Origin of the sequence: Mycolicibacterium aubagnense, assembly GCF_010730955.1 — a bacterium.
Taxonomy (GTDB): Bacteria; Actinomycetota; Actinomycetes; order Mycobacteriales; family Mycobacteriaceae; genus Mycobacterium; species Mycobacterium aubagnense.
Window position 1 is genome coordinate 692,176 of the sequence record NZ_AP022577.1, and the last position, 23,881, is coordinate 716,056.

The 23,881-nt window shown below is 67.7% G+C and carries 29 protein-coding genes; 16 read left to right on the forward strand and 13 right to left on the reverse strand.

Annotation, left to right across the window (positions count from 1 at the left end):
• The first annotated feature begins 224 nt into the window (after positions 1-224).
• The 3 genes from G6N59_RS03535 (at position 225) to G6N59_RS03545 (ending at position 3,746) form a co-directional block, all read left to right on the forward strand.
• Entirely contained in the window at positions 225-881 is a 657-nt protein-coding gene (locus G6N59_RS03535) for a VC0807 family protein (protein ID WP_234884262.1), read from the forward strand.
• 29 nt (positions 882-910) lie between these two features.
• The gene (lon, locus tag G6N59_RS03540) at positions 911-3,271 is read left to right on the forward strand and encodes an endopeptidase La (protein WP_138230848.1); all 2,361 of its coding nucleotides are present in this window, start codon (positions 911-913) and stop codon (positions 3,269-3,271) included.
• A gap of 85 nt (positions 3,272-3,356) precedes the next feature.
• Positions 3,357-3,746, forward strand: coding sequence for a nitroreductase/quinone reductase family protein (locus G6N59_RS03545; protein ID WP_138230849.1), 390 nt, complete (start codon positions 3,357-3,359; stop codon positions 3,744-3,746).
• A gap of 3 nt (positions 3,747-3,749) precedes the next feature.
• Here the strand turns inward: G6N59_RS03545 and G6N59_RS03550 are convergent, their stop codons facing one another.
• Together G6N59_RS03550 and G6N59_RS03555 are read right to left on the reverse strand one after the other, a co-directional pair.
• Positions 3,750-4,766 carry an ABC transporter ATP-binding protein gene (locus G6N59_RS03550; RefSeq protein ID WP_138230850.1) on the reverse strand — a complete coding sequence of 339 codons (1,017 nt, stop codon included), beginning with the start codon at positions 4,764-4,766 and terminating at the stop codon, positions 3,750-3,752.
• A 3-nt stretch (positions 4,767-4,769) separates the two neighbouring features.
• The gene (locus G6N59_RS03555) at positions 4,770-5,819 is read right to left on the reverse strand and encodes an ABC transporter permease (RefSeq protein WP_138230851.1); all 1,050 of its coding nucleotides are present in this window, start codon (positions 5,817-5,819) and stop codon (positions 4,770-4,772) included.
• A gap of 80 nt (positions 5,820-5,899) precedes the next feature.
• Here G6N59_RS03555 and G6N59_RS03560 point away from each other — a divergent pair, with 80 nt between their 5' ends.
• From G6N59_RS03560 to G6N59_RS03600, 10 genes are all read left to right on the forward strand, one after another.
• Positions 5,900-6,232, forward strand: a complete 333-nt coding sequence (locus G6N59_RS03560) for a TfoX/Sxy family protein (RefSeq protein WP_138230852.1) — start codon at positions 5,900-5,902, stop codon at positions 6,230-6,232.
• Between the two features lie 35 nt (positions 6,233-6,267).
• Positions 6,268-6,903 carry an HhH-GDP family DNA glycosylase gene (locus G6N59_RS03565; RefSeq protein WP_138230853.1) on the forward strand — a complete coding sequence of 212 codons (636 nt, stop codon included), beginning with the start codon at positions 6,268-6,270 and terminating at the stop codon, positions 6,901-6,903.
• 48 nt (positions 6,904-6,951) lie between these two features.
• A complete protein-coding gene (locus G6N59_RS03570; protein WP_138230854.1) occupies positions 6,952-8,184 on the forward strand; it encodes an NAD(P)/FAD-dependent oxidoreductase in 1,233 nt (410 codons plus the stop codon).
• Between the two features lie 43 nt (positions 8,185-8,227).
• Positions 8,228-8,356 (forward strand): hypothetical protein, encoded by a 129-nt coding sequence (locus G6N59_RS31495; protein ID WP_268815803.1) that lies wholly within the window; start codon positions 8,228-8,230, stop codon positions 8,354-8,356.
• A gap of 56 nt (positions 8,357-8,412) precedes the next feature.
• Positions 8,413-8,958, forward strand: coding sequence for an RNA polymerase sigma factor (locus G6N59_RS03575; protein WP_138230855.1), 546 nt, complete (start codon positions 8,413-8,415; stop codon positions 8,956-8,958).
• Positions 8,959-9,017: 59 nt separating this feature from the next.
• Positions 9,018-9,569, forward strand: a complete 552-nt coding sequence (locus G6N59_RS03580; protein ID WP_234884264.1) for a methylated-DNA--[protein]-cysteine S-methyltransferase — start codon at positions 9,018-9,020, stop codon at positions 9,567-9,569.
• Complete coding sequence (locus G6N59_RS03585) at positions 9,566-10,276, forward strand: 2OG-Fe(II) oxygenase (RefSeq protein ID WP_138230857.1); 711 nt, start codon at positions 9,566-9,568, stop codon at positions 10,274-10,276. The genes G6N59_RS03580 and G6N59_RS03585 overlap by 4 nt, the downstream gene beginning before the upstream one ends.
• Positions 10,273-10,527, forward strand: coding sequence for an Ada metal-binding domain-containing protein (locus G6N59_RS03590; protein ID WP_138230858.1), 255 nt, complete (start codon positions 10,273-10,275; stop codon positions 10,525-10,527). Before G6N59_RS03585 ends, G6N59_RS03590 begins: the two co-directional genes overlap by 4 nt.
• A gap of 73 nt (positions 10,528-10,600) precedes the next feature.
• Positions 10,601-11,359 carry a CPBP family intramembrane glutamic endopeptidase gene (locus G6N59_RS03595; protein WP_138230859.1) on the forward strand — a complete coding sequence of 253 codons (759 nt, stop codon included), beginning with the start codon at positions 10,601-10,603 and terminating at the stop codon, positions 11,357-11,359.
• Positions 11,360-11,464: 105 nt separating this feature from the next.
• Entirely contained in the window at positions 11,465-11,737 is a 273-nt protein-coding gene (locus G6N59_RS03600) for a GlsB/YeaQ/YmgE family stress response membrane protein (RefSeq protein WP_163910924.1), read from the forward strand.
• Between the two features lie 63 nt (positions 11,738-11,800).
• Here G6N59_RS03600 and G6N59_RS03605 read toward each other — a convergent pair whose 3' ends face one another.
• The 4 genes from G6N59_RS03605 to modA all read right to left on the reverse strand — a co-directional run bounded on the left by G6N59_RS03605 (position 11,801) and on the right by modA (position 15,602).
• Positions 11,801-12,787: an APA family fibronectin-binding glycoprotein gene (locus G6N59_RS03605; protein WP_138230860.1), complete on the reverse strand. Its 987-nt coding sequence runs from the start codon at positions 12,785-12,787 to the stop codon at positions 11,801-11,803.
• 156 nt (positions 12,788-12,943) lie between these two features.
• Positions 12,944-14,032: a sulfate/molybdate ABC transporter ATP-binding protein gene (locus G6N59_RS03610; RefSeq protein ID WP_138230861.1), complete on the reverse strand. Its 1,089-nt coding sequence runs from the start codon at positions 14,030-14,032 to the stop codon at positions 12,944-12,946.
• A complete protein-coding gene (locus G6N59_RS03615; RefSeq protein WP_138230862.1) occupies positions 14,029-14,832 on the reverse strand; it encodes an ABC transporter permease in 804 nt (267 codons plus the stop codon). Before G6N59_RS03615 ends, G6N59_RS03610 begins: the two co-directional genes overlap by 4 nt.
• Positions 14,829-15,602: a molybdate ABC transporter substrate-binding protein gene (modA, locus tag G6N59_RS03620; RefSeq protein WP_138230863.1), complete on the reverse strand. Its 774-nt coding sequence runs from the start codon at positions 15,600-15,602 to the stop codon at positions 14,829-14,831. The genes G6N59_RS03615 and modA overlap by 4 nt, the downstream gene beginning before the upstream one ends.
• Before the next feature lie 110 nt (positions 15,603-15,712).
• On the opposite strand from modA, the gene G6N59_RS03625 reads away from it, so the two are divergent.
• From G6N59_RS03625 to G6N59_RS03635, 3 genes are all read left to right on the forward strand, one after another.
• Entirely contained in the window at positions 15,713-16,384 is a 672-nt protein-coding gene (locus G6N59_RS03625; protein ID WP_138230881.1) for an SDR family oxidoreductase, read from the forward strand.
• A gap of 88 nt (positions 16,385-16,472) precedes the next feature.
• Positions 16,473-17,402, forward strand: a complete 930-nt coding sequence (locus G6N59_RS03630; protein WP_138230864.1) for an LLM class F420-dependent oxidoreductase — start codon at positions 16,473-16,475, stop codon at positions 17,400-17,402.
• A 94-nt stretch (positions 17,403-17,496) separates the two neighbouring features.
• On the forward strand, positions 17,497-18,903 hold the full coding sequence (locus G6N59_RS03635) for a type II NADH:quinone oxidoreductase Ndh (RefSeq protein ID WP_138230865.1): 1,407 nt from the start codon (positions 17,497-17,499) through the stop codon (positions 18,901-18,903).
• 6 nt (positions 18,904-18,909) lie between these two features.
• Here the strand turns inward: G6N59_RS03635 and G6N59_RS03640 are convergent, their stop codons facing one another.
• Genes G6N59_RS03640 through G6N59_RS03670 form a run of 7 tightly spaced genes read right to left on the reverse strand, consistent with a single transcriptional unit; the run spans position 18,910 to position 23,854 of the window.
• Positions 18,910-19,569, reverse strand: coding sequence for an urease accessory protein UreD (locus G6N59_RS03640; RefSeq protein ID WP_138230866.1), 660 nt, complete (start codon positions 19,567-19,569; stop codon positions 18,910-18,912).
• Positions 19,570-19,572: 3 nt separating this feature from the next.
• Positions 19,573-20,259, reverse strand: a complete 687-nt coding sequence (gene ureG, locus G6N59_RS03645; RefSeq protein ID WP_138230867.1) for an urease accessory protein UreG — start codon at positions 20,257-20,259, stop codon at positions 19,573-19,575.
• 15 nt (positions 20,260-20,274) lie between these two features.
• Entirely contained in the window at positions 20,275-20,970 is a 696-nt protein-coding gene (locus G6N59_RS03650; RefSeq protein ID WP_138230868.1) for an urease accessory protein UreF, read from the reverse strand.
• Between the two features lie 18 nt (positions 20,971-20,988).
• Positions 20,989-22,710 (reverse strand): urease subunit alpha, encoded by a 1,722-nt coding sequence (locus G6N59_RS03655; protein ID WP_138230869.1) that lies wholly within the window; start codon positions 22,708-22,710, stop codon positions 20,989-20,991.
• Between the two features lie 31 nt (positions 22,711-22,741).
• A complete protein-coding gene (locus tag G6N59_RS03660; RefSeq protein WP_163911903.1) occupies positions 22,742-23,053 on the reverse strand; it encodes an urease subunit beta in 312 nt (103 codons plus the stop codon).
• A gap of 44 nt (positions 23,054-23,097) precedes the next feature.
• Positions 23,098-23,400, reverse strand: coding sequence for an urease subunit gamma (locus G6N59_RS03665; RefSeq protein ID WP_138230871.1), 303 nt, complete (start codon positions 23,398-23,400; stop codon positions 23,098-23,100).
• A 52-nt stretch (positions 23,401-23,452) separates the two neighbouring features.
• Positions 23,453-23,854: a PaaI family thioesterase gene (locus G6N59_RS03670; protein ID WP_138230872.1), complete on the reverse strand. Its 402-nt coding sequence runs from the start codon at positions 23,852-23,854 to the stop codon at positions 23,453-23,455.
• Positions 23,855-23,881 lie beyond the last annotated feature (27 nt).

Here is a 23,881-nt window from a genome sequence, read left to right on the forward strand (position 1 = left end):
CGAGTGGGCGTCGCCCGCTGCTGTTGCGGCACTGCCCATTTCGGCCGTGAGCCCTGTTCTGAGTCTCAACCGTTAGCCAACTGCGACGTCACTCTTCGGTATCGGCAACCGCAGGTCAGTGCTCTAGATGCTTCACTGGTAACCACGGGAGCCTGCCGTTACCCCCGAGACGGCAGGCTCCCGCTTTTGTGCGCGAATCACCGTCGCCACATACTGTCGTCGCCGTGAGCGAACCACACTCCATGCGACCGATCATTCGTGGCATCCTGCTCGATCTCGCACCACCGCTGATCGCGTACTACGGCCTGCGCGCCGCAGGTGCGTCGGAATATGTGGCCCTGCTCACCGCCACCGTGCTGGCCGGCGGCAAAGTCGCATACGACGCGATCAACGCACGCCGCCTCGATCCGTTCGCGGGTTATCTCATGCTGAACTTCGGATTGAGCCTGGCCGTGGGACTGAGCACCTCCGACGCCCGGCTGCTGCTGGCCGGCACCACGCTGGTGGGCGCGATCGGCGGATTGGCCTTCCTCGCCAGCTGCGTGATCGGCACCCCGTTGACCCAGGTCGTCGCCGAGCGCGTCGAAACCGAGGGGCAAGACCCCGGGCCCGCCGCCGTGGCCTACCGGCGCCGCGTGCACATTCTGCTCTCAGCGATGTGGGGCATCGGCTTGATCGTCGGGACCGGGGTGCAGCTGGTGGTCATCTTCTCCACGTCGGTGGACGTCGCCAACGGCGTGAACTCGGTGTTTTCGCTGGCGACCACTGCTGCGCTGATGACTGCGACGTTCATCATCAGCAAGCGGGCCCGGGGCCGGTGGGAAGAGCGGGAACTGTTGATGCCGGTGGAGGTGGAACAAAACAGCGACCACCAAGGTTGAGCGCATCAGATTCAACTTTGGAGGTACGGATGTCTGACGCCACAACAGCGCCCATCGCTGTTCCCGTCCTGTTTGTCACCGAGCCGATCGTCCTACCGGGCATGGTCGTGCCCATCGAACTCGATGAGGCCGCGCGGGCCGCGGTCGATGCGGCTCAGGCCGCCGCTGCCGCCGGCGAGGCCGGCAAGCTGCTCATCGCACCCCGCCTCGACGACCGCTACCCCACCCACGGCGTCCTGGCGTCGATCGTCCAGGTCGGCCGGATGCCCAGCGGGGGTGCCGCGGCCGTCGTCCGCGGTGAGCGGCGTGCGCACATCGGGTCGGGCACGTCCGGCCCGGGCAGCGCCTTGTGGGTTCTGGTCGACGAGGTCGAGGAGCCTGCCGCCACCGAGGAAACCCGGACCTTGGCGGCCGAATACAAGAAGCTGCTGCTGGCCATCCTGCAGCGGCGGGAGGCCTGGCAGATCATCGACGCGGTCAACCAGATCAGCGAGCCGTCGGCGGTGGCGGACACCGCGGGTTACGCCTCGTACCTGACCGACGTGCAGAAGCGCGAACTGCTGGAGACCGAGGACGTGAGTCGTCGCCTGAGCCTGCTCATCGGATGGACCGGCGAGCACCTGGCCGAGGTCGAGGTCAACGACAAGATCGCCGAGGACGTCCGGGCCGGCATGGACAAGCGGCAGAAGGAATTCCTGCTGCGCCAGCAGTTGGACGCCATCCGCAAGGAGCTGGGTGAACTGGACGGTTCTGCGGGGGCCGAGGAACCCGCTGACTACCGGACCCGTATCGAGGCGGCCGAGCTGCCCGAGAAGGTGCGCGAAGCCGCGCTGCGCGAGGTCGGCAAGCTGGAACGCTCCAGCGAGCAGACCCCGGAAGGCGGCTGGATTCGCACGTGGCTGGACACCGTGCTGGAGCTGCCCTGGAATGAGCGGACCGAGGATTCGACGGACCTGACGGCCACGCGCGCGGTGCTGGATGCCGATCACCACGGGCTGGACGACGTGAAGGATCGCATCGTCGAGTACCTGGCAGTGCGGGCTCGCCGCGCCGAGCGGGGCCTGGCCGTCGTCGGCGGTCGCGGGTCCGGTGCCGTGATGGTGCTGGCCGGTCCGCCCGGCGTCGGCAAGACGTCGCTGGGTGAGTCGGTCGCACGGGCACTGGGCCGCAAGTTCGTCCGGGTCGCCTTGGGCGGCGTGCGCGACGAGGCCGAGATCCGTGGACACCGGCGTACCTACGTCGGTGCGCTGCCGGGCCGCATCGTGCGGGCCATCGGCGAAGCCGGTTCGATGAATCCCGTTGTGCTGCTTGACGAGATCGACAAGGTGGGCTCCGACTACCGTGGCGATCCGGCGGCCGCGCTGCTGGAGGTGCTGGACCCGGCGCAAAACCACACGTTCCGGGACCACTACCTGGACCTGGATCTGGACCTGTCCGACGTGGTGTTCCTGGCGACGGCCAACGTCATCGAGAACATCCCCTCGGCACTGCTGGACCGCATGGAGCTGATCACTCTCGACGGCTACACCGAGGACGACAAGGTCGCCATCGCCCGGGATTACCTGCTGCCCCGGCAGGCCGAACGAGCGGCGTTGACCACCGATGAGGTGACGGTGACGGACGCGGCGCTGCGCAAGATCGCCGCGGACTACACCCGCGAGCCAGGTGTCCGGCAGTTCGAGCGACTGCTGGCGAAGGCGCTGCGGAAGGTGACCACGCGGCTGGCTGCGAGCGGAGTGACGGGCGTCATTGTTGATGAACCGGATCTGGTTGAGTACCTCGGCCGTCCGCGGTTCATGCCGGAATCGGCGGAGCGCACCGCGGTGCCGGGCGTGGCGACCGGGCTGGCCGTCACGGGCATGGGCGGCGATGTGCTCTACATCGAAGCCGGCTCGAACGACGGCGAACCGGGCCTGCAGTTGACCGGCCAGCTGGGCGACGTGATGAAGGAATCGGCGCAGATCGCGCTGTCCTACGTGCGGTCGCACGCGACGGAGCTGGGTGTCGACCCGAAGGCTCTGGATCGTCGCATCCACGTGCACGTGCCCGCGGGCGCGGTGCCCAAGGACGGTCCGTCGGCGGGCGTGACCATGGTGACCGCGCTGGTCTCCATGGCCACCGGACGGCAGGTTCGTTCTGACGTCGGGATGACGGGCGAGGTCACCCTGAACGGGCGGGTGCTGCCCATCGGCGGAGTCAAACAGAAGCTGATGGCAGCCCAACGCGCCGGGCTGACAACAGTTTTCATCCCGTCGCGCAACGAGCCCGACCTGGACGACGTGCCGGCCGAGGTCTTGGACGCACTCGACGTGCGGCCCATGACCGACGTGGCCGACATCATCGCCCAGGCGCTGGAGCCGGCGGCGGAGACCGCCACGGTGGCGGCCTGATCACTGAATAACGCGAGCAGGCCCAAATGCTCCTGTTCACCTGCGGGTGGTGGGACATTTGGGTCTGTTCGCGTTAGATGGGCACATGCCCAATCTCAATGAAATCAAGCGGCGTGTGGTCCACACCGTGCAGCGGCGCCTCGTCAACCCGGTGGGCCGGCAGCTGCCGGTGACCATGCTCGAGACCATCGGCCGCAAGTCCGGCGAGCCCCGGCACACCGCGATCGGCGGTCGGGTCATCGACGGCGCCTTCTGGCTGGTGTCCGAGCACGGCGACCATGCTGACTTCGTCCGCAACATCAAGGCGAATCCCGCTGTGCGCGTGCGAATCAACGGCGAATGGCGCACCGGGACGGCCCATTTGGTGCCCGACGACGACCCGATTGCCCGACTCAAGCAGCTGCCGCAGATGAACAGCGCCGTCGTTCGGGTGATGGGCACCGACCTGCTGTCGGTCCGCGTCGACCTGGCTTGAGTCTCAGGCGATGTCGGCCGAAGGCGGCTCGTCGGCCAGATGGATCGCGCGGTGCTCGATGAGTTCGTGGATGCGATCCGGGCCCAGTCGGGCCCGGAAATCCTTCACGGTGTAGCCGACGACGACCCCATCGGTGAGGGCACGGACCGTCGCCGTGCGCGGAATGCCGAACAGCGGCCCGATCTCGCCGAAGTACTCGCCGGGCCCGGCGGTGAACAGCAGCATCGTCTCGCCGTCGGGCATCTCCCGGGTGATCTCGAACCGGCCCTCCCGCACCACGTAGATCAGGTCACCGATGGTGGTCTGCTCGAAGACCAGATCACCCGCGTCCAGCTCGAAGACCTCGGGCTCACGGTCGGTGCTGGCGACGGTCGGGACCAGTTCGATCACCCGGTCCGCGAGCGGCAGCATGCGACTGTCGTGAGTGGCGACCACCACCACGCGATCGTCGGCAAGCTCTCGGATGAGCCGCAGCACCTCTTCGACCTGGATGAAGTCCAGGTGCGCCGTCGGCTCGTCGGCCAGGATCAGCGGCGGGTCCAGTGCGATGGCCCGGGCCACCGCGACCCGCTGCTGCTGTCCGCCGGACATGTCACCGGGGCGGTGCGTCATCCGATGCGACAGCCCGACGCGGTCCAACAGTTCCGCGGCGCGCTGCCGGGCCGCACCCCGGCTCATACCCGCGGCCCGCATCGGCACCATGACGTTCTCGGCGGCCGTCAGGCTGGGCACCAGATTGAACGCCTGGAACACGATACCGACGGTGTTGCGACGGTAATCGGTGAGTGCCTTGGGTCCCAGTGCGGTCACGTCGATGCCGTCGAAGAGAATCTGGCCCGAGGTGGGCTTGAGGATCCCGCCCATGCACGAGAGCAGCGTCGTCTTCCCACAACCGCTGGGTCCCAACAGGATCGCCAGCGATCCGGCCGACAGCTCGAGTTCGAAATTGTCGATGGGCCTGACCTTGTCGGCGGACTTGCCGTATTCCACCACCAGGTCGCGAATCTGTAAGCCGCTCATGGTCTATGGCCCCCCGAATGCCATCGCAGGATCGATTGTCACCGCTCTACGCATGCCCGCCAGGCTGGCGATCAGCCCGATGGTGATGGCCACGACGGGTAACAACAGGTAGGCCCCGGCCGGGACGTCCACCCGCATGGGGAACATCGGTCCGAGCACCATCGCCAGCAGGACTCCGATTGCCGCGGAGAACACGGCAACGAAAACGGCCTGCATCGCCAGCCCGGCCATCATCGATTTCGTCTTCACCCCAACGGCTTTGAACACCGCGAAGTCCCGGGTGCGTTCCATCGCGGACATGTAGATGAACATGCCGATGATCGTCGCGGCCACCACCCAGAGCAGGACCGCCATGATGCTGATGGCGTCGACCGCGACCTTCAGCGGCCGCATCATGTCGTCGATCGCACCGCGGCGGTCCACCAGCCGATAGCCGTCGAGTGCCTTGGTCGGGTTACCCCGGATGCCGACCGACGCGATCACGGGCTGCCCGCCATACACCAGGCGCTGCGCGCCCACTGTCGTCAGGAACAGGTTGGGCTGCTGCGCCAGCACGGTGGAGTTGTTGACGATTCCCACCACCTGCAGGTTGTGCGAGGCGATGTGCATCTGGTCGCCGATCTTGCGGCCCAAGGTGGACGACACCGCGATCTCGTCCGGTGTGGCGGGCGGGCGGCCCTGCGACATGGCCGGCATGCCGGGACCGGCCGTGGGTGCGCCGAACAGGTTCATGGTCCGCGGCGTCCCGTTGTCGAGGGCCGTCGTTCCCGCGTAAACCACCGCCGCGGCAGCCTGGACACCCGGAAGCTTTTGTGCGCGTTCGACTTCGGTCTGGGCGAAAGGCGATGAACCCAGGAACGGGCCGGCCGCGCCGTTCTGGATCATGAAGTAGTCGATACCCAGCGAGTTGACGGTATTGCTGGCCTCCACCCGGAAACCGTTGGCCAGTCCGGTGAGGACCAATGTCATCGCGAACACGAAAGAAGTTCCGACGACCGCGATGAGAAAACGGCGCCGCCGCCACTGCAGGTCCCGCACCGCCGCGATCAGCACCTGAGGAATCTAACGTGTTCGCTGACTGTGCAGCGGCAAGATAGCCAAAGCCGACGGCTGATCGGTGCGAGACTGACCGCATGGCCTATGACGAGGATCTGGCCCACCGGATCCGTGAACTGCTCGGTCCGGTGGGCGGCATCGAAGAAAAGCGGATGTTCGGCGGGCTGGCATTCCTGCTGAACGGCAACATGTCGGTGGCGGCCAGCCGCGATGGTGGCCTGCTGGTCCGGGTTGCACCCGACGACACCGAGAAGTTGCTGGCACGCCAGCATGTCGACGTGATGGTGATGGGCGGCCGCGAGATGCGCGGTTGGTTGCGGGTTGCGCCCGACGGCGTGAAAACCAAACGACAGCTGCAGGGCTGGGTCGACCGCGGCGTGGGGTGCGCGGGGACGCTGCCACCCAAGTAGCGTTTGCGTACCCCGTGGATGGGTATGCCAGGGCTATGGCACGGGATCGACAGGTCGTCGCGCGGTTGCTCGACACAGCCGGTACCACGTATGCCGAAGATGCCGGGATCACGCTCCGCGACAAGCCGATGCCGCTGTTCAAGCTGTTGTCGCTGTGCATGCTGGCCAGCAAGCCCATCTCGGCGGACACCGCGGTGGCCGCGGCTCGTGAGCTGTTCCGTGCCGGTATTCGCACTCCGTCGGCCGTGCTGGAAGCGGATCGCGGTGATCTGATCGCCGCCTTCGGTCGTGCCGGCTACGCCAGATACGACGAGAGTTCGGCGACGCGCATGGCCCGTATCGCGAACCGGGTCAACGACGAATACGGCGGCAACCTCCGCAACCTTCGGGTCAGGGCCCACCACGATGTGGCGGCGGCGAGGGAGGCCTTGCAGGGGTTCGACGGCATCGGCCACACAGGTGCCGACATCTTTCTGCGTGAGATCCAGGACGTCTGGACCTGGGCGCAACCGTATTTCGATGAACGCGCGCTCTCCACGGCAAAGGCATTGGGGCTACCCACCGACGCGCGCAAGCTCGGTGACCTGGCCCCCAAACACAATGCGCGGCTCGCCGCCGCGCTCGTCCGGGCATCGCTCGACGACACCCTGCGCCGACGTATCGAAGACTGATTTCACAAGCACTGATTCACATCTCGACTATCGAAGGGAAGGCTCGATATGGCCGGCTCACCCACATTCGTGATCATCGGCGGCGGGCTGGCCGGCGCCAAGGCCGCGGAATCCCTGCGCACCAAGGGTTTTGAGGGACAAGTGGTGTTGTTCGGCGCCGAGGACAGATTGCCCTACGAACGCCCGCCGCTGTCCAAGGAATTCATGGCCGGCAAGAAGACCATCGAGGAATTCACCGTGCAGCCCAAGAGCTGGTACGCCGAACACGACGTCGACCTGCGGCTCGGCACAGAGGTGACCACCCTTGACCGCGCCGCGCACATGGTGGCCTTCAACGACGGCGATCACGAGCACTACGACAAGCTGTTGCTGGCCACCGGATCCCGTTCGCGGAAACCGCCGATCCCCGGATCTGACGCCGATGGCGTCTACTTCCTACGCACCGTCGACGACGCAACCGAGTTGCTCGGACAACTCGGCGACGGCCGGCGGCTGGCCATCGTCGGCGGCGGCTGGATCGGGCTCGAGGTCGCGGCCAGTGCCCGCGGATTGGGCACCGACGTCACGGTGGTGGAATCGGCCGCACTGCCTCTGCTGGCCTTGTTGGGCCGCGAGGCCGGTGAGGTGTTCGTCGGCCTGCACCGTGATCACGGCGTCGATCTGCGGCTGAGCACCACCGTCGAGGAAATCACCACCACCGGCGGGACAACGACGGGACTGCGACTCGGCGACGGGTCCCGTGTCGAGGCGGACGCGGTTCTCGTCGCAGTGGGCGCCGAGCCGAATGTCGAGTTCGCCGAACGCTCGGGGCTGGTGATCGCCGACGGAGGTATCGCGGTCGACGAAACGTTGGTCACCAGTGACAGCGACATCTACGCCGCGGGCGACATCGCGGCCGCGGAACATCCGCTGTTCGGGGTCCCGATCCGCACCGAGCACTGGGCCAACGCCCTCAAGCAGCCCGCGGTCGCCGCCGACGGAATGCTCGGCACACCAGCCAGTTACGACGAATTGCCGTACTTCTTCACCGACCAGTTCGACCTCGGAATGGAATATGTCGGCTACGCAGCGCAGTATCAGGCGACGATCACCCGCGGCGATCTCGGGAAGCGCGAGTTCACCATGTTCTGGCTCGACGGTGGACACCGGGTACTGGCCGGGATGAACGTCAACATCTGGGAAGGCCTCGACGACATCAAGAAACTCATCAGGTCCCGCCGCCCGGTCGACGCCGGGGCGCTCGCCGATCCGTCGGTTCCGTTGTCGACGTTGACTGGGTAGCGCGGTTGAATTTTCTGTCAGACCCTTCTGCTTTGATGGTGTCATGTCCACCACCGCAACATCTTTGGATGCTCCGGTGTCGCCGCGTGGGCTGTGGGGCGCCACCGGCGAACGCACCCAATGGTGGTGGTACCAGCCCTTCCAACCACCACCAACACCGTCGACCAACTAGACGGACCACCCACGACGCCTAGCATCGGTACGTCGATCGGGATCGACACCTCACAAATGCCGGCGACGGAGCGTCTACAGAGTGTGAAAGCTAAACCGCCATTTGAGGCCGTGGTGCGGGACCACGGCCCCACGGTCTTTCGGGTGTGTTGCGCCGTCGTCGGTGCGCACGACGCCGACGACGCCTGGTCAGAGACATTCCTGGCTGCCCTGAAGGCCTATCCCGACCTGCCTGCGGACGCGAATCTCGAGGCCTGGTTGGTCACCATCGCGCACCACAAGGCCGTCGACATCACCAGAGCGCGGACGCGCCGGCCGGTCCCCACCGACGTCGTACCCGAGCCATCAGGCCCGGCCGCCACCGGCGATTTCGACGACCTCGCCGCCGCGGTCGACGCCTTGCCACCGAAACAGAAGCACGCGGTCGCCTATCACTACCTGGCGGGCCTGCCCTACCTCGAGATCGCCGAGATTCTCGGCGGCACCGCCGCGGCCGCCCGCCGCGCCGCCAGCGACGGCATCGCAACGCTCCGACGCACCTACCGCGACCAACTCGTCGAGGTCGCCGCGCCGCTGCAGAACACAGGAAGGAGCCCGCGATGATCAACGGCGAGAACATCGTCAGCGACCTGGCGCGCACCACCGACCTCGGACCGCACCGGATGGCCGAACTGCACAACCGGCTGGCCGCCGCGGCGGGGCGCGACGGCGTACTCGACGTCGCCTACCGCACCGTCGACAGTCCGGTCGGGCCGCTGCTGCTGGCTGCCACCGACCAGGGCCTGATCCGTGTCGCCTACGCCTGCGAAGACCACGATGCCGTGTTGCAGGAGCTCGCTGACAGGGTGAGCCCCCGCATCCTGCTGGCGCCGGCCCGGCTCGACGCCGTCACCCGCGAACTCGACGAGTACTTCGCCCGTAGCCGCCGAAGCTTCGACGTACCGCTGGATTGGCGGCTGGCTGCCGGTTTCCGCGCTGCGGTGCTGCACCACCTGTCAGAGATCGGCTATGGGCAGACGGCCAGCTATGCCGCCGTCGCCGCGCTGGCCGGTAGCCCCAGAGCGGTCCGGGCCGTCGGCACGGCATGTGCGAAAAACCCTCTGCCCGTGGTGGTTCCGTGCCACCGGGTGGTCCGCAGCGACGGCGGGATGGGCGGCTACCTCGGCGGTGCGGCGGCCAAGCGTCTCCTGCTTGACCTGGAGGCCGCGGCGTGAGCGTCTGGCAGCAGCGTGTCACCGGCACCGACTGGGACGGCGTCCGCACCGAGCTCGAGACCGTCGGCGGGGCGCTGACCGGGCCTCTCGTCACCCCGGCCGAGGCAGCCGAACTGGCGGCGATCTACCCGGACACAACCCGGTTCCGGTCGACCATCGACATGGCCCGCTATCGGTTCGGCGAAGGCCAGTACCGCTACTTCCACCGGCCTTACCCCGAGATCGTCACCGAGCTCAAATATGCGCTCTACCCCCGGCTGCTGCCGATCGCCCGGGACTGGTGGACCAGGTTGCGTCGTGACCCACCCTGGCCCGACAGTTTCGACGACTGGTTGGACACCTGCCACCGCGCGGGGCAGACGAGAACCACGGCACTGCTCCTCAAGTACGGCACCGGCGGCTGGTGCGCGCTGCACCAAGACCTGTACGGGGACTTGGTTTTTCCACTCCAGGTGGTCATCAACCTGACCCGGCCCGATATCGACTACACCGGCGGCGAATTCCTGCTGTACGAGCAGCGACCCCGCGCTCAGTCACGCGGCTCGGCCATCTCGATTCCATTCGGGCACGGGCTGGTGATCGCCACGCGCGAACGCCCGGTGCCGTCCAAACGAGGCTGGGCGATCGGCCCCGTGCGTCATGGCGTATCCACCCTGCGCTCGGGGTCCCGGATGACCCTCGGCCTGATCTTTCACGACGCCGCGTGACCACGTACACGCTCACCGGCGCCGACGGCCGACCGTACGTGAGTGCGACACCGGGGCGGCTGGGCGGCCATCGGCGCAACAAGCTCTACGGACGACTCGATTGCCCATCGGCACTGCGGGCCATTGCCGCCGGTGGCTATCGCAGTCACCGGGTGTTCTTCGCAGACGAAAACGCGGCCATCGCTGCGGGATACCGTCCCTGCGCGGTGTGTCTACCCGAGGACTACGGACGGTGGAAGGGCCGGCGGTGAGCTGCGCCCGAACGAGCATCAGTCCAATCCCGCAGACCTGGCCATTTACCACCTGCCCGTACACTCGTGACAGATGATCGACGCCTCGGCAGCCGCCGCTGCACCATGCCGACCGCCCGGCTCACCAGCCGTGCGGCACCCGCGCGTCTACATCGATGTGGCCGTGGTGGTCGCCGTACTGGTCGCCACCAATCTGCTGGCCCACTTCACGACTCCCTGGGCAAACATCGTCGTGGTGCCGCTCGCGGCACTCGGCCTGGTGGCCCTGGTACGCAGGCGCGGCCTGGGGTGGGCCGAGCTCGGGCTCGGCCGTGCGCACTGGCGGACCGGGATGCGCTACGCGCTCGGCGCAATCCTCCTCGTCGCATCGGTCATCGCCGTGGGTGTGCTGCTGCCCTGGACCCGGCCGATGTTCCTGAACAACCACTACGCGACCATCTCCGGCGCCTTGCTGGCCTCGATGATCGTGATCCCGCTGCAGACCGTCATCCCCGAGGAACTGGCCTTCCGCGGCGTACTGCACGGCACCCTCGACCGGGCCTGGGGCTTCCGCGGCGTGGCCGCTGCCGGCTCGCTGCTGTTCGGCCTCTGGCACATTGCTACCTCACTCGGCTTGACCAGCAGCAACGTCGGGTTCACCCAGGTGCTGGGTGGCGGCGTGGCCGGCATGATCGCCGGCGTGGCCATGGCAGTCGTCGCGACGGGAGCCGCGGGATTCGTCTTCACCTGGCTGCGACGCCGGTCCGGCAGCCTGCTCGCCCCGATCGCCCTGCACTGGTCGTTGAACGGTATGGGCGCCCTCGCCGCGGCCGCGGTCTGGCACTTCAGCTAGGACTGGCCCCCTAACCGTCACCAGATCGCTGCAGTTCAGACCTCGTGGTGACTCCTCGAAGCGGGCTAGCCTCGAGAGGTATCAGTCAATCGAAAGGTCATGACAATGATGCATATCGTCTGGTTGATTCTTCTGGGCCTCATCGTCGGAGCCATTGCCCGGTTCGTCGTACCCGGGAAGGACGACATGGGGTGGATTCTCACGTGCGTGCTGGGCATCGCCGGCGGCTACGTCGGCGGCACATTGAGCAGCATTGTCTACGCGCCCCACAAGCTCGACTTCCGTCCGCCGATCCAGCACTCCTTCTGGGGAGCATTGGTCGGTGCGGTGATCCTGGTGCTGATCTACCGCTTCGTGAAGTCGAAGAGTTCGGCCTAGAACTCGCGCACAAAGAATTGAGGACCGTGCCGGGTTGGGCGCGGTCCTCAATTCTCTTGGCGACTAACCGCCGGGGGTCATCTCCGGCGGCGCATTCGTCACCGGCACCGGCACACCGACCATCGGGTGAGCCGGGTCAGCGGCCTTGGGCGGGGCGTTCGGGTCGACCGGAGGCGGTGGCGGCGGGTTCCACGGGCGGATCGACTGGGCCAGCGTCACCGCGGCGGCCTTGTCCACCGGGTGGTTGCCCGACCCCAGCCACACCACGAACCACCGCTGCGGGTTGCGCTGGCTGCGGATGGTGGAGTCCGGCGGTGGGTTACCCACCACGCCGGCCCAGATCTGGCCGTTCGGCTTACCGGTGTCGGTGAACTTCACCTCATAGAACGACGCCGCACCCGGCAGGGTCCCGGCGGTCAGCGCGGTGGTCTCCTGGCCGACGCGGGTGCCCGGGAACGGCATGAAGAACTCACCCATGTCCGAGGCCAACCGGTTGGCAGCCTTGCTGTTGTCCGATTCGGCGCCGGCGAACAGCTTCAGGTCCAGCCGGCCCAGCAGGACGCTGGTGTCACTGGGAGCCTGGTCCGAACCCGCGGCCGGGGCCTTGGTAAGAAGCGCCTGACCGTACGACAGCTGCGTCGCATCGGCGATCTTCCAGCCTTGGGGCACAACGTAACTGAAGCCACCGGCGTCATTGTTGACGCGGCCGGGCTCAGGCGCTGGAGCGGCCGCCGGAGCAGCCGGCGCGGCGGGTGCACCCGGCGCCGCGGGAGCAGGCGGTGGCGGCGGTGCGTTGGGGTCGGCCGGAGGTGCGGCCGGGTCGGCTGCGGGCGGCAACGGGGCCGGCGCGTCGACCGGCGGTGCCGGTTGCCCAGCCGGGGCGGGGGCCGGTGCGGGCGCCGGGGCCGGTGCGGGCGCCGGCGGCACCGGATCGGCGTACGAGACAGCGCTCGGCAGGGCGATGGCCGCGGCCGCCGCACCTGCCACCGCGGCAGTCAGTGATTTCGGAAGGCGTTTGCGGGCTGGGGTCCGCGCATCCGGGTGTCGCATGGGGACGAAAATACAGTGTTACCGGCGTGACGCAAGTGCGAGTTGCGGCTGTTTTGCTCCCGAGTTGGTTAGCTCGTCCCCGACATCTCGACAGACCACGGCGATATCACGCGGTTGCTGAGGCATCGCGGTGCCGCGGCCACGCCGGGCGTGCCGTCACGCGGGCCGAATCGCGACGTCGCGCGGGTCGACACCGAAGTACACCTGCTCCCCCGGGATCAGCCGCAGACCGGCCGCCTCTTCCGCGCTGATATCGGCGGCCAGGCCCCCACCGGCGCCGTCGATCGCCTCAGCGCGCACGCGGATGACGGGGCCGCGGTGATCCAGTTCCGCGACCCCCACCGCGACGACATTGACGTCATCGACGGGGGCGTCTCGGCTCACGGCTACCGCGGAGGGAGCGAACACCGCGATCGCCGGGCCACCGGGCGTCACGTCGGGCCCGCGGGTACCGCGCCAGGTCAGTCCCGCGGCCAGCACCGACCCGCCATCGTCACCGGCGCGCCCACTGACCAGATTCACGCCCGCGAATCGCGCTCCGAATGCCGTCCGCGGCGCGGCGAGAACGTCTGCCGCCGCGCCCGATTCGACGACGTGCCCGCCCTCGATGACAACCACGCGGTCGGCCAGCGTGACGATGTCGAGCAGATCGTGGCTGACCAGAACGGAACTGCGACCACCCAAGCTCAGCACGCCACGCAGCAGCCGGCGCATCGCCGAGGCGGCTGCGACGTCGAGTCCGGAGAGCGGTTCGTCCAGCAGCAGCACGTCCGGCTCGGCGGCCAACGCCCGGGCCAGGGCCACCCGCTGCGCCTGACCGCCGGACAGCTGTCCCGGACGGCGATCAGCCAGGTCCGCGGCACCGACCTCACTGAGCCAGTGCGCTGCCGTCCGCCGCGCCTCGCTGCGCAGGCCACGACGCCGATGGTGCCGGGCACGCGGCCCGAAGGCCACGTTGCCCGTGACTGTCAGGTGCGGAAACAATGCCGGGTCCTGCAGCAGCAGTCCGACCCGCCGGTGGTGGACCGCGACGTGCAGTCCCGAGGCCCCATCGGTCAGCCGGTGCGCTCCCACCGTCACGGTGCCGGCGTCCGGCCGCAGCAGACCGGCGATCACGTGCAGCACACTGGATTTACCCGCTCCGTTGGGTCCGATGACGGCGACCACCTCGCCGGCGGCGACGTCGAACGCCACGTCGATGCCGCGGGCTTCGACGACGGCATGTACCGAAAGCCCGCCCGTCACTGCCGGCTCTCCACCTCGAACGGCCCCCGACCGAAGCGGGCGCCCCCCATCCCGAACACCACGACCGCGGCAACCAGGACCAGCACCAGCGACAACGCCACCGCGGCATCGGCGTCAGCCTCACGTTGCAGGTAGATCTCCAGCGGCAGGGTGCGCGTCACCCCTTGGCGGGAGCCGGCGAACGTCAGCGTCGCGCCGAACTCACCCAGCGACCGCGCGAACGCCAGCACAGCGCCCGACACCAGGCCGGGTGCCAACGTCGGCAACGTGACCCGGCGCCAGACCGTGGTCGGACGGGCGCCCAACGTCGCCGCGACTGCCTCGTACTGTGACCCGGCGGTGCGAGCCGCCCCTTCCAAGGCGATCACCAGAAACGGCAGCGAGACGAACGTCTGGGCCAGGACGACCGCCGTCGTCGAGAACGCAATATGTATGCCCGCCGCGTCCAGGTATTTGCCGATCAGCCCCAACCGACCGAAGGCGTACAGCAGCGCGATACCGCCGACGACCGGCGGCAACACGAGCGGCAGCAGGATCAGCGGGCGGGTCCAGCGCACCACCCGGGAACCGCTCCGCGCGAGCACCAGCGCCATCGGCACCCCCAGCACCACGCAGAACCCCGTGCTCGCAGCGGCCGTCTTGAGACTGAGGACCAGTGCCGTGACCGATGACTCGCTGCTGATCAGGTCCAGGAACCGCGACCAGTCGACCTTCGCCGCGACCGCGATCAGCGGCACGACGACAAACAGCGCGCCGAGTGCCGCGGGCACATAGAGCCAGCGCGGCAGTCCGGGATTCAAGGTTTCGTGAATCCGAACTGCGCCAGCGTCTGACGACCCACGTCACCCATGACCAGGTCGACGAACCGCTGCGCGGCCGCCGCGTCGGCCGCCGACTTCAGTACCGCGATCGGGTAGACGTTCACCGCCGACGCCGCCTGCGGGAAGTCGACCTTGGCCACCTTGTCCCCGGCCACCTTGGCATCGGTCTCGTAGACCACGCCGGCGTCGGCCTGCCCGCTGGTGACCTTGTTGAGCACGTCGGTGACGGACGTCTCCTCGCTGACGGGTTTCAGTTCGACGCCGGCCATCTTCTCGACCTTCCGGGTGGCCGTGCCGCACGGCACCTGGGGGGCGCACACCACGACGTTCACGCCGGGCCGAGCCAGGTCACCGAAGTTGTTGAGCTGCTTGGGGTTACCCGGCCGCGTGACGATGACGAGCGTGTTGGAGGCGAAGTTTGCCGGCGTGTGGGCGAGCAGGCCCGCCTTGGCCGCCTTGGTCATGTTGTTGGCGTCGGCCGAGGCGAACACGTCGGCCTTCGCGCCTTGCGTCAACTGCTCGACCAGGGACGATGAGCCGGCGAAGTTGAACTGCACGTCCGCGCCGGGGTTGTCCTTCTGGTAGCGCTCGGCGAGCGCGGTGAACGCGCCCTTCAGCGAAGCCGCCGCGTACACGTTGATCACCGGACCCGATTTCTCCGACCCGGAATCACATGCGGAGAGTGTGCTCACACCCCCGATCAGGACCAGGACCGCCACCGCACGCATCAACTTGCGCATGAGCCACATTCGCAAAACCCTAGGGTGGTTTCCTCCGCGTGGCGAGTTTCGTGAGCTAGCTACTGTCCAGTAACATGGCGGCAACCGCGTTCAGCGTTGCACACGAGGAGGCCCTGCTGATGGACGTTCTGGTCACCGGAGGCGATACCGATCTCGGCCGCGTCATTGCAGAAGGATTCCGCGACGCCGGGCACAACGTCGTCATCGCCGGCGCCCGCCGCGACGAGCTCGACGTAGCCGCCAAGGAACTCGAAGTCGAGTCCATCGTGCTGGACAACACCGACGGTGCCGCATTGGAGCAAATGCGCGACAAGCTGCCGCAGCACCTCGACACCATCATCAACGTTCCGGCTCCGGCCTGGTCTGCGGGCGACCCCCGCACCTACACCCTGGCCGAACGTGCCACCGTCTGGCGCAACACCCTCGACTCCTCGCTGCTGTCTGCGGTGCTGACCGTCCAGATCCTCGGCGACCAGATGCGCTCGGGCGGTGCCATCGTCACCGTCGTGCCGGAATGCCCCAAGGACGGCACCGCCGACGCCGCCATCAAGGCTGCCGTGTCGAACTGGACCGCGGGGCAGGCCGAGCACTTCGGCATCCGCGGCATCACCATCAACGTGGTCGCCGCGGGCCGTGGCGCCGAAACGGGCTATGACGGCATCGACGCGAGCGGCGCGACCGTCGGCTCCGAGCTGACCAAGCTCGCTCTCTTCCTCACCACACCGGCCGCCCGCCACATCACCGGCGAGACCCTGCATGTGAGCGCCGGGGCGCTCACCAGCTTCGCCTGACTGGGCCGGATTTATTCCCGTTCAGCCCAGGCTTCGCGCCCGGCGAAAAGCGGGACATGACAACGCGGTTGGTGACTAGGGTCGAATCGTGACGATTCGACTCGGTCTTCAGATCCCCAATTTCTCCTACGGCACCGGCGTCGGTGAGCTGTTCCCGACCGTCATCGCCCAGGCCCAGGAAGCCGAGGCCGCCGGCTTCGACTCGGTTTTCGTGATGGACCACTTCTATCAATTGCCGATGCTCGGCACCCCCGACCAGCCGATGCTCGAGGCGTACACCGCGCTCGGCGGCCTGGCGACCGCCACCCAGAACGTGCAACTCGGCACCATGGTGACCGGCAATACCTACCGGAACCCGACGCTGCTCGCAAAGGCCATCACGACCCTCGATGTGATGAGTCAGGGCCGGGCGATCCTGGGCATCGGCACCGGCTGGTTCGAACTCGAGCACGAACAACTCGGTTTCGACTTCGGCACCTTCACCGACCGCTTCAACCGGCTCGACGAGTCGCTGCAGATCATCCTGCCGATGCTCAAAGGCGAGCGACCCACCTTCACCGGCAAGTACTACCGCACCGTCGAGGCCATGGCCAACCCTCGCTTCCGCGACCACATCCCGCTGCTGATCGGCGGCAGCGGCGAAAAGAAGACCATTCCGCTGGCCGCCCGGCACTTCGACCACCTCAATCTGGTTTCAGGCTTCGACGAAGCACCGCGCAAGGTGGCAGTGGTGCAGGAAGCCTGCGAGAAGATCGACCGCGACCCGGCCACCCTGGAAACCAGCATGCTCGTCACCGCCTTCGTCGACGACAAGGCGACGTCAGATCTGATCCCGGCCGAGCTGAGCCAACGGATGGTGGCGGGCAGTGCCGAAAGCGTCGCCGAGCAGCTCAAAGCCAAGGTGTTCGACGCCGGCATCGGTGGCGTCATCATGAACATTCCGACCAATGTGACCGGATACGTACCCGGTGTGATCACTGCCCTCGGAGCAGCGCTGAACGCGGCCCTCAACGCCTGACCCGAGGCCGGTGGGGCATCTCACTGCATTGATCGATTCAGCTGCGACTAGCCTGTGGGTGTAAACAGTCTGGTACGTCGAGGAGCCCCTCAACATGGTCCACCCCGGAGCTACGGCAACGGATCGTCACAAGGTCGTCATCATCGGTTCTGGCTTCGGTGGCCTGACCAGCGCGAAAGCGCTCAAACACGCTGATGTCGACATCAAGCTGATCGCCCGTACCACCCACCACCTGTTCCAGCCGCTGCTGTACCAGGTGGCGACGGGAATCATCTCCGAAGGTGAGATCGCCCCACCGACCCGGCTGATCCTGCGCAAGCAGCAGAACGCCCAGGTGCTGCTCGGCGATGTGACCCACATCGACCTGGAGAACCAGACCGTCGAGTCGATCCTGCTGGGGCACACCTACAGCACGCCGTACGACAGCCTGATCATCGCCGCCGGTGCCGGACAGTCCTACTTCGGCAACGACCACTTCGCCGAGTGGGCACCGGGCATGAAGACCATCGACGACGCACTCGAGCTGCGCGGCCGCATCCTGGGTGCGTTCGAGCAGGCCGAGCGGTCCAGCGACCCGGAGCGGCGCAAAAAGCTGCTGACCTTCGTGGTCGTCGGCGCCGGCCCGACCGGCGTCGAGATGGCCGGCCAGATCCAGGAGCTGTCCGACCAGACGCTCAAGGGCAGCTTCCGGCACATCGACCCGACCGAGGCCAAGGTCATCCTGCTCGACGCCGCGCCAGCGGTGCTGCCGCCCATGGGCGAGAAGCTGGGCCTCAAGGCCAAGAACCGGCTCGAGAAGATGGGCGTGGAGATTCAGCTCAACGCCATGGTCACCGACGTCGACCGCAACGGCATCACCGTCAAGGACAAGGACGGCACCATCCGGCGTATCGAGTCGGCATGCAAGGTGTGGTCCGCCGGAGTGCAGGCCAGCCCGCTGGGCCGCGACCTGGCCAATCAGTCCGACACCGAGATCGACCGGGCCGGCCGCGTCAAGGTGAACCCGGATCTGTCGATCCCCGGTCACCCCAACGTGTTCGTCGTCGGCGACATGGCCTTCGTCGACGGCGTACCGGGCATGGCTCAGGGCGCGATCCAGGGCGGCAAGCACGTCGCTGCCATCCTGAAGAACGAGGCCAAGGCCCGCGCGCACGGCACCAAGCCCAAGCCGCGCGAACCGTTCTCGTACTTCGACAAGGGCTCCATGGCCACCGTCTCGAAGTGGAACGCCGTCGCCCAGATCCCGCTCGGTGAGAAGTCCAAGCTCGAGTTCGGCGGATTCATCGCGTGGCTGGCCTGGCTGGGGCTGCACCTGATCTACCTGGTCGGCTTCAAGACCAAGATCGCCACGCTGCTGTCGTGGACGGTCACGTTCATGAGCCGCCAGCGCGGCCAGCTGACCATCACCGAACAACAGGCTTACGCCCGCACCAGGATCGGCGAACTCGAGGAGATCGTGCAGGCCACGGTCGACCCGGAGACCGTCGCGTCAGCGTCCTGATCCGGACTAAAGGCGCGGGCCCTGCCAGGCGGACAGGCAACCGCCGTCGGCCAGGGCCATGACCACGTGATCTCGGCGTGATTCGTATCGCTCGGCGTTACGGATCACGCCGAAATCGCTTTCGGGGTAAAGAAATTCGCTGACATAGGCGCGCGGCGCGGCGATCTCGTCGTCGCTGACAGCACCGGCACCGAGTTCGACGCGGTGCCGCACCACGGGCAGCGCGTCACGGTCGACATACAGTGACCCCTCCCAGAAGCCGTGCTGCTCGCCGGACCGCCCGACCTGCACCCGCTCGCGCAGCCGCACCCGGCCGTCGTCGGCGACCTGCAACCGCGTCGTCGCCTGATGGCTGCTGCCGCCCGCGATGACCGTCGGCTCCGGATCGAGATCAAGTTCCCCGGCAACCTCGAGATCCCAGCTCGAGTGTGACTGCGTCGTCGTCGCGCCGGGCAGCACCATCATCGCGGCGACGCTGCGCACCTGCAGCCGGGCACCAGCCGCCACGATCACGCGCACATCGATGGTGTCACCGCCCAACGGCGTTGCGGCCGTGGACACCAGGTGGACAGTGTCAGGTGCGGTGCGGCGCGCGGCCACGCCGCCGACGCACTCGATGCGCGGGCCGCGGCCGGGGGCCGCGACGATCAGAACCTGGGTGTGCATGGCTCAGGCGTTCGTGACTCCCGCGCCGGCCAGCTGATCGCGGACCCAGGCCTGTACCGCCGAAGCCGTCGGATCGTCGGTCAGCGAGATCAACACGGTGGGGCGCTCACCACGGACCTGCGCGGCGTCACGCCGCATGACGTCCAGGTCGGCGCCCACCATCGGCGCGAGGTCGGTCTTGTTGACCACCAGCAGATCCGAGAACGTGACGCCGGGGCCGCCCTTGCGCGGCACCTTGTCGCCACCGGCGACGTCGACGACGAAGATCTGCACATCGACCAGGCCCGAGGAGAACGTCGCGGTCAGGTTGTCTCCCCCGGACTCGACCAGGATGAGGTCGAGTTTGTCGTTGGTCTCGATGAGATCGTCGATGGCGTCGAGGTTCGCGGTGATGTCGTCGCGGATCGCGGTGTGCGGGCAACCGCCGGTCTGCACCGCGGCGATCCGCTCGTCCGGCAGCACGGCGTGCCGGCGCAGGAAGTCGGCGTCCTCGGTCGTGTAGATGTCGTTGGTCAGCACCGCCAGGGACAGTTCGTCGCGCAACTGTCGGCACAGCGCGGCGACCAATGCCGTCTTGCCGGAGCCGACGGGGCCGCCGACGCCGATGCGCAGCGGCTCACCGGGCTGCCGTTCGCGCTTGGGTCGGTCGTGGTGATGGTGCGGCTGGCCGTCGAGGAAATGTGGTGGCATGGTGGACCTTTCGGGTCAGGAGGCGAACAGGGGACGGTCGCGACCGGCGTGCCGTTGCGCCAGGACGTCGAGCAGTGGGTCGGACAGGTCGGCAAGGCCTTTCGCCGCTTCGGCGGCGGTGCTGTCGCACAGTCCCGACAGCTCGAAGGTCAGTGCCGCGACGTCGGCCGGGTCCAGCGCCAGCAGGCGCTGCGCGGCCGTCGCGGAGCCGGTCATCGTGGTGTAAACGACGGTGGCACAAGTCTGTTCGGCGGCGAGGCCGCTGACGCGGCCGACCACACCGGACGCCACCGCCAGGTGCGGCCGCGAACCTAGGAGTTGCCAAACCGAACACTCCCCCGTCGCTTCGCTCGCCCCAGAGCCCTCCCCCGTCGCTCCGCTCGCCCCAGCGTCGGGCCAGACGCGGCGCGCCAACCGCAGCAATCCACGTCCCTGCGCCCGGGATGCCAGCCGGGCGGCGGGAGCCGGTGTGCGCGCGTCGGTTTCGCGGTCGGCAACCACCGGGTCGAGCCCACCGTGGACCGCTGCCGCGATAGAGGCGGTGACCAGCCCGTGCGTGCGGATACGCCGGCGCAGGTACGCCCGCAGCGTCACCACGTCGGCCACCAGGCCACTGGTGACCGCCTCTTCGACGCCGCCGGAATGCACGTGCCCACCGGTCGGCAACCGGGAATCCGCCAGAGTGAGCAACGTGGCCAGGCCGCTATCCATCAGAACAGCCGCTATCCATCAGAACAGGAAGTATCTCTGCGCCATCGGCAGCTCGGCGGCGGGCTGTGCCTGCCAGACCTCGCCGTCGATGCGGACGGTGAACGTATCGGGATCGACGCGGATGTCGGGCATCGCGTCGTTGAGCGGCAGGTCTGCCTTGCCGCGACTCCGCACGTTCTTCACCGGAACGAGCCTGCGCCGCAAGCCGAGTCGCGCCGCGAGGTCATCCTCGATGGCGGTGGGCGAGACGAAATGCACCGCGAGTCCGGCGGCCACCGTCGGGTGCGCACCGAACATCGGCCGCGGCAGGACGGGCTGCGGCGTCGGGATCGAAGCGTTCGCATCCCCCATCGCGGCCCAGGCGATCGCGCCACCCTTGAGCACCAGATGCGGGCGGACGCCGAAGAACGCCGGCTCCCACAGCACCAGATCGGCCAACTTGCCGACCTCCACCGAGCCGAGTTCGTGGTCGATGCCGTGGGTGACCGCCGGGCAGATGGTGTACTTGGCCACGTAGCGGCGGACCCGGTTGTTGTCCGCGGCACCATCTCCGGATAGCGGGCCGCGCCGCTTCTTCATCACATGCGCGGTCTGCCAGGTCCGCATCACGACTTCACCGATGCGCCCCATGGCCTGGCTGTCACTGCCGATCATCGAAATGGCGCCGATGTCGTGCAACAGGTCCTCGGCCGCGATGGTGGAGGGCCGAATCCTGCTCTCCGCGAAGGCCAAATCCTCGGGCACGGCGGCGTTGAGGTGGTGGCACACCATCAACATGTCGAGGTGTTCGTCGAGGGTGTTGACAGTGTGCGGCCGCGTCGGGTTGGTCGAACTGGGCATCACATTCGGGTGACTGGCCACCGTGATGATGTCGGGCGCGTGCCCGCCGCCGGCACCTTCGGTGTGGTAGGCGTGGATGGCCCGGCCGGCGATGGCCGCCAGGGTGTCCTCCACGAAACCCATCTCGTTGAGGGTGTCCGAGTGCAGGGCCACCTGCACGTCAGCCTCGTCGGCCACCCGCAGACACGCATCGATTGCGGCCGGCGTGGTGCCCCAGTCCTCATGCAGCTTGAAACCGGCTGCGCCACCGCGCAACTGCTCCCACATCGAGTCCGGGTTGATCGTGTTGCCCTTGCCGAGCAACAGGATGTTCATGGGCCAGCCGTCGAGGGCCTGCAGCATCCGGCCCAGATGCCAGGCACCGGGTGTCACGGTGGTGGCCTTGCTCCCCTCGGCCGGTCCGGTGCCGCCACCGATCATGGTGGTGATGCCGCCGCCGATCGCCTCTTCCAGCAACTGCGGGCAGATGAAGTGCACGTGACAGTCGATGCCGCCGGCGGTGAGGATGCGCCCGTTGCCGGCGATGACCTCGGTGGACGGTCCCACCACCAGGTCGGGGTGCACCCCGGACATGACGTCGGGGTTGCCGGCCTTGCCGATCGCGACGATGCGCCCGTCCCGAATCCCGATGTCGGCCTTGATGATTCCCCAGTAGTCGATGATGATCGCCCCGGTGATCACGGTATCCGGCGCGCCGTCTGCCCGGGTCGCCCGAGCCTGCCCCATCGACTCTCGCAACACCTTGCCGCCACCGAAGACGGCCTCGTCGCCGGACAGTCCCGGGCCGCCACTGCGGTCCTCGGTGATCTCGATCAGCAGATCGGTGTCCGCCAAGCGGATCCGGTCGCCGGTCGTCGGCCCGAACAGCGCGGCATACCGGGCACGGGAAAGGGAACTCATCGGTGCCGTCCGTTCTTCGCGCGAGCGCTCATCACAAATCCAGCTTTCCGGGCGGATCCAGCGACAGTCCATACACTTCCCGCGTCCCGCCCAACGGGACCAGTGAAACCTGCTGAGCGACACCAGGTTCGAATCTGATCGCGGTACCCGCCGGCACGTCCAGCCGGTGCCCGTGCGCCGCGGCGCGATCGAAGTCCAATGCGGAATTGGCCTGCGGGAAATGCACGTGGCTGCCGACCTGCACCGGCCGGTCGCCGGTGTTGACCACCTCGAGGGTCAGCCGCGGCGCCCCCGCATTGAATTCGACATCACCGTCGCCATAGAGGATTTCGCCGGGAACCACCACCGCGCCCTCGGTACTCGCCTGTTCCACCATTGCCGCCGTCCTCAGGAAATCGGGTGGTGGACGGTGACCAGCTTGGTGCCGTCCGGGAAGGTGGCCTCGACCTGGACGTCGGGCAGCATCTCGGGCACGCCGTCCATGACGTCGGCGCGACTGAGCACGTCCCGCCCGCTGACCATCAGCTCCGCGACCGTCCGCCCGTCGCGGGCGCCTTCCAGGAGGTGATCGGTGATCACCGCGACCGCCTCGGGATGGTTGAGGCGCAACCCTCGGGCCTGCCGTCGCCGGGCCAGTTCGGCGGCGTACGAAATCAGCAGGCGTTCTTGCTCATGCGGCGTCAAACGCATAAGGGGCGATATTGCCACGGCCCGCCGGGACTGGCATGCCGGGCGGAGGTTTTCAGGCCTCGAGGTTCTGGAGGCGCACCTGGCCCCGCGCCACCATCCGGTCGTCCTCGTCGGTGATGGTGACCAGCCACAGCTGCTGACGCCGGCCGCGGTGGATCGGCGTCGAGGTGGCGGTAACCGTTCCGGTCTTGAGGGCGCGGAGGAAGTCGGTGTTGTTGTTGACGCCGACGACGGTGCCGCCGCCGTGCTCGGCGAGCCAGACGTGACCGGACACGCTGGCCACGCTCTCGACGACGGCACAGTGGATGCCGCCGTGCACGATTCCCCAGGGCTGCAACAGCTTGTCGGTGATCGTCAGGCGAGCCCGCGCGCCGTCCGGGGTGACCTCCAGGTAGGTCAGTCCGATTTCGCTGTCAAAGCCCTTGCCGAGGTCCTCGGGCACAGATGTCGTCACGAATAGGTGTCTACACCAGCTCCGGCG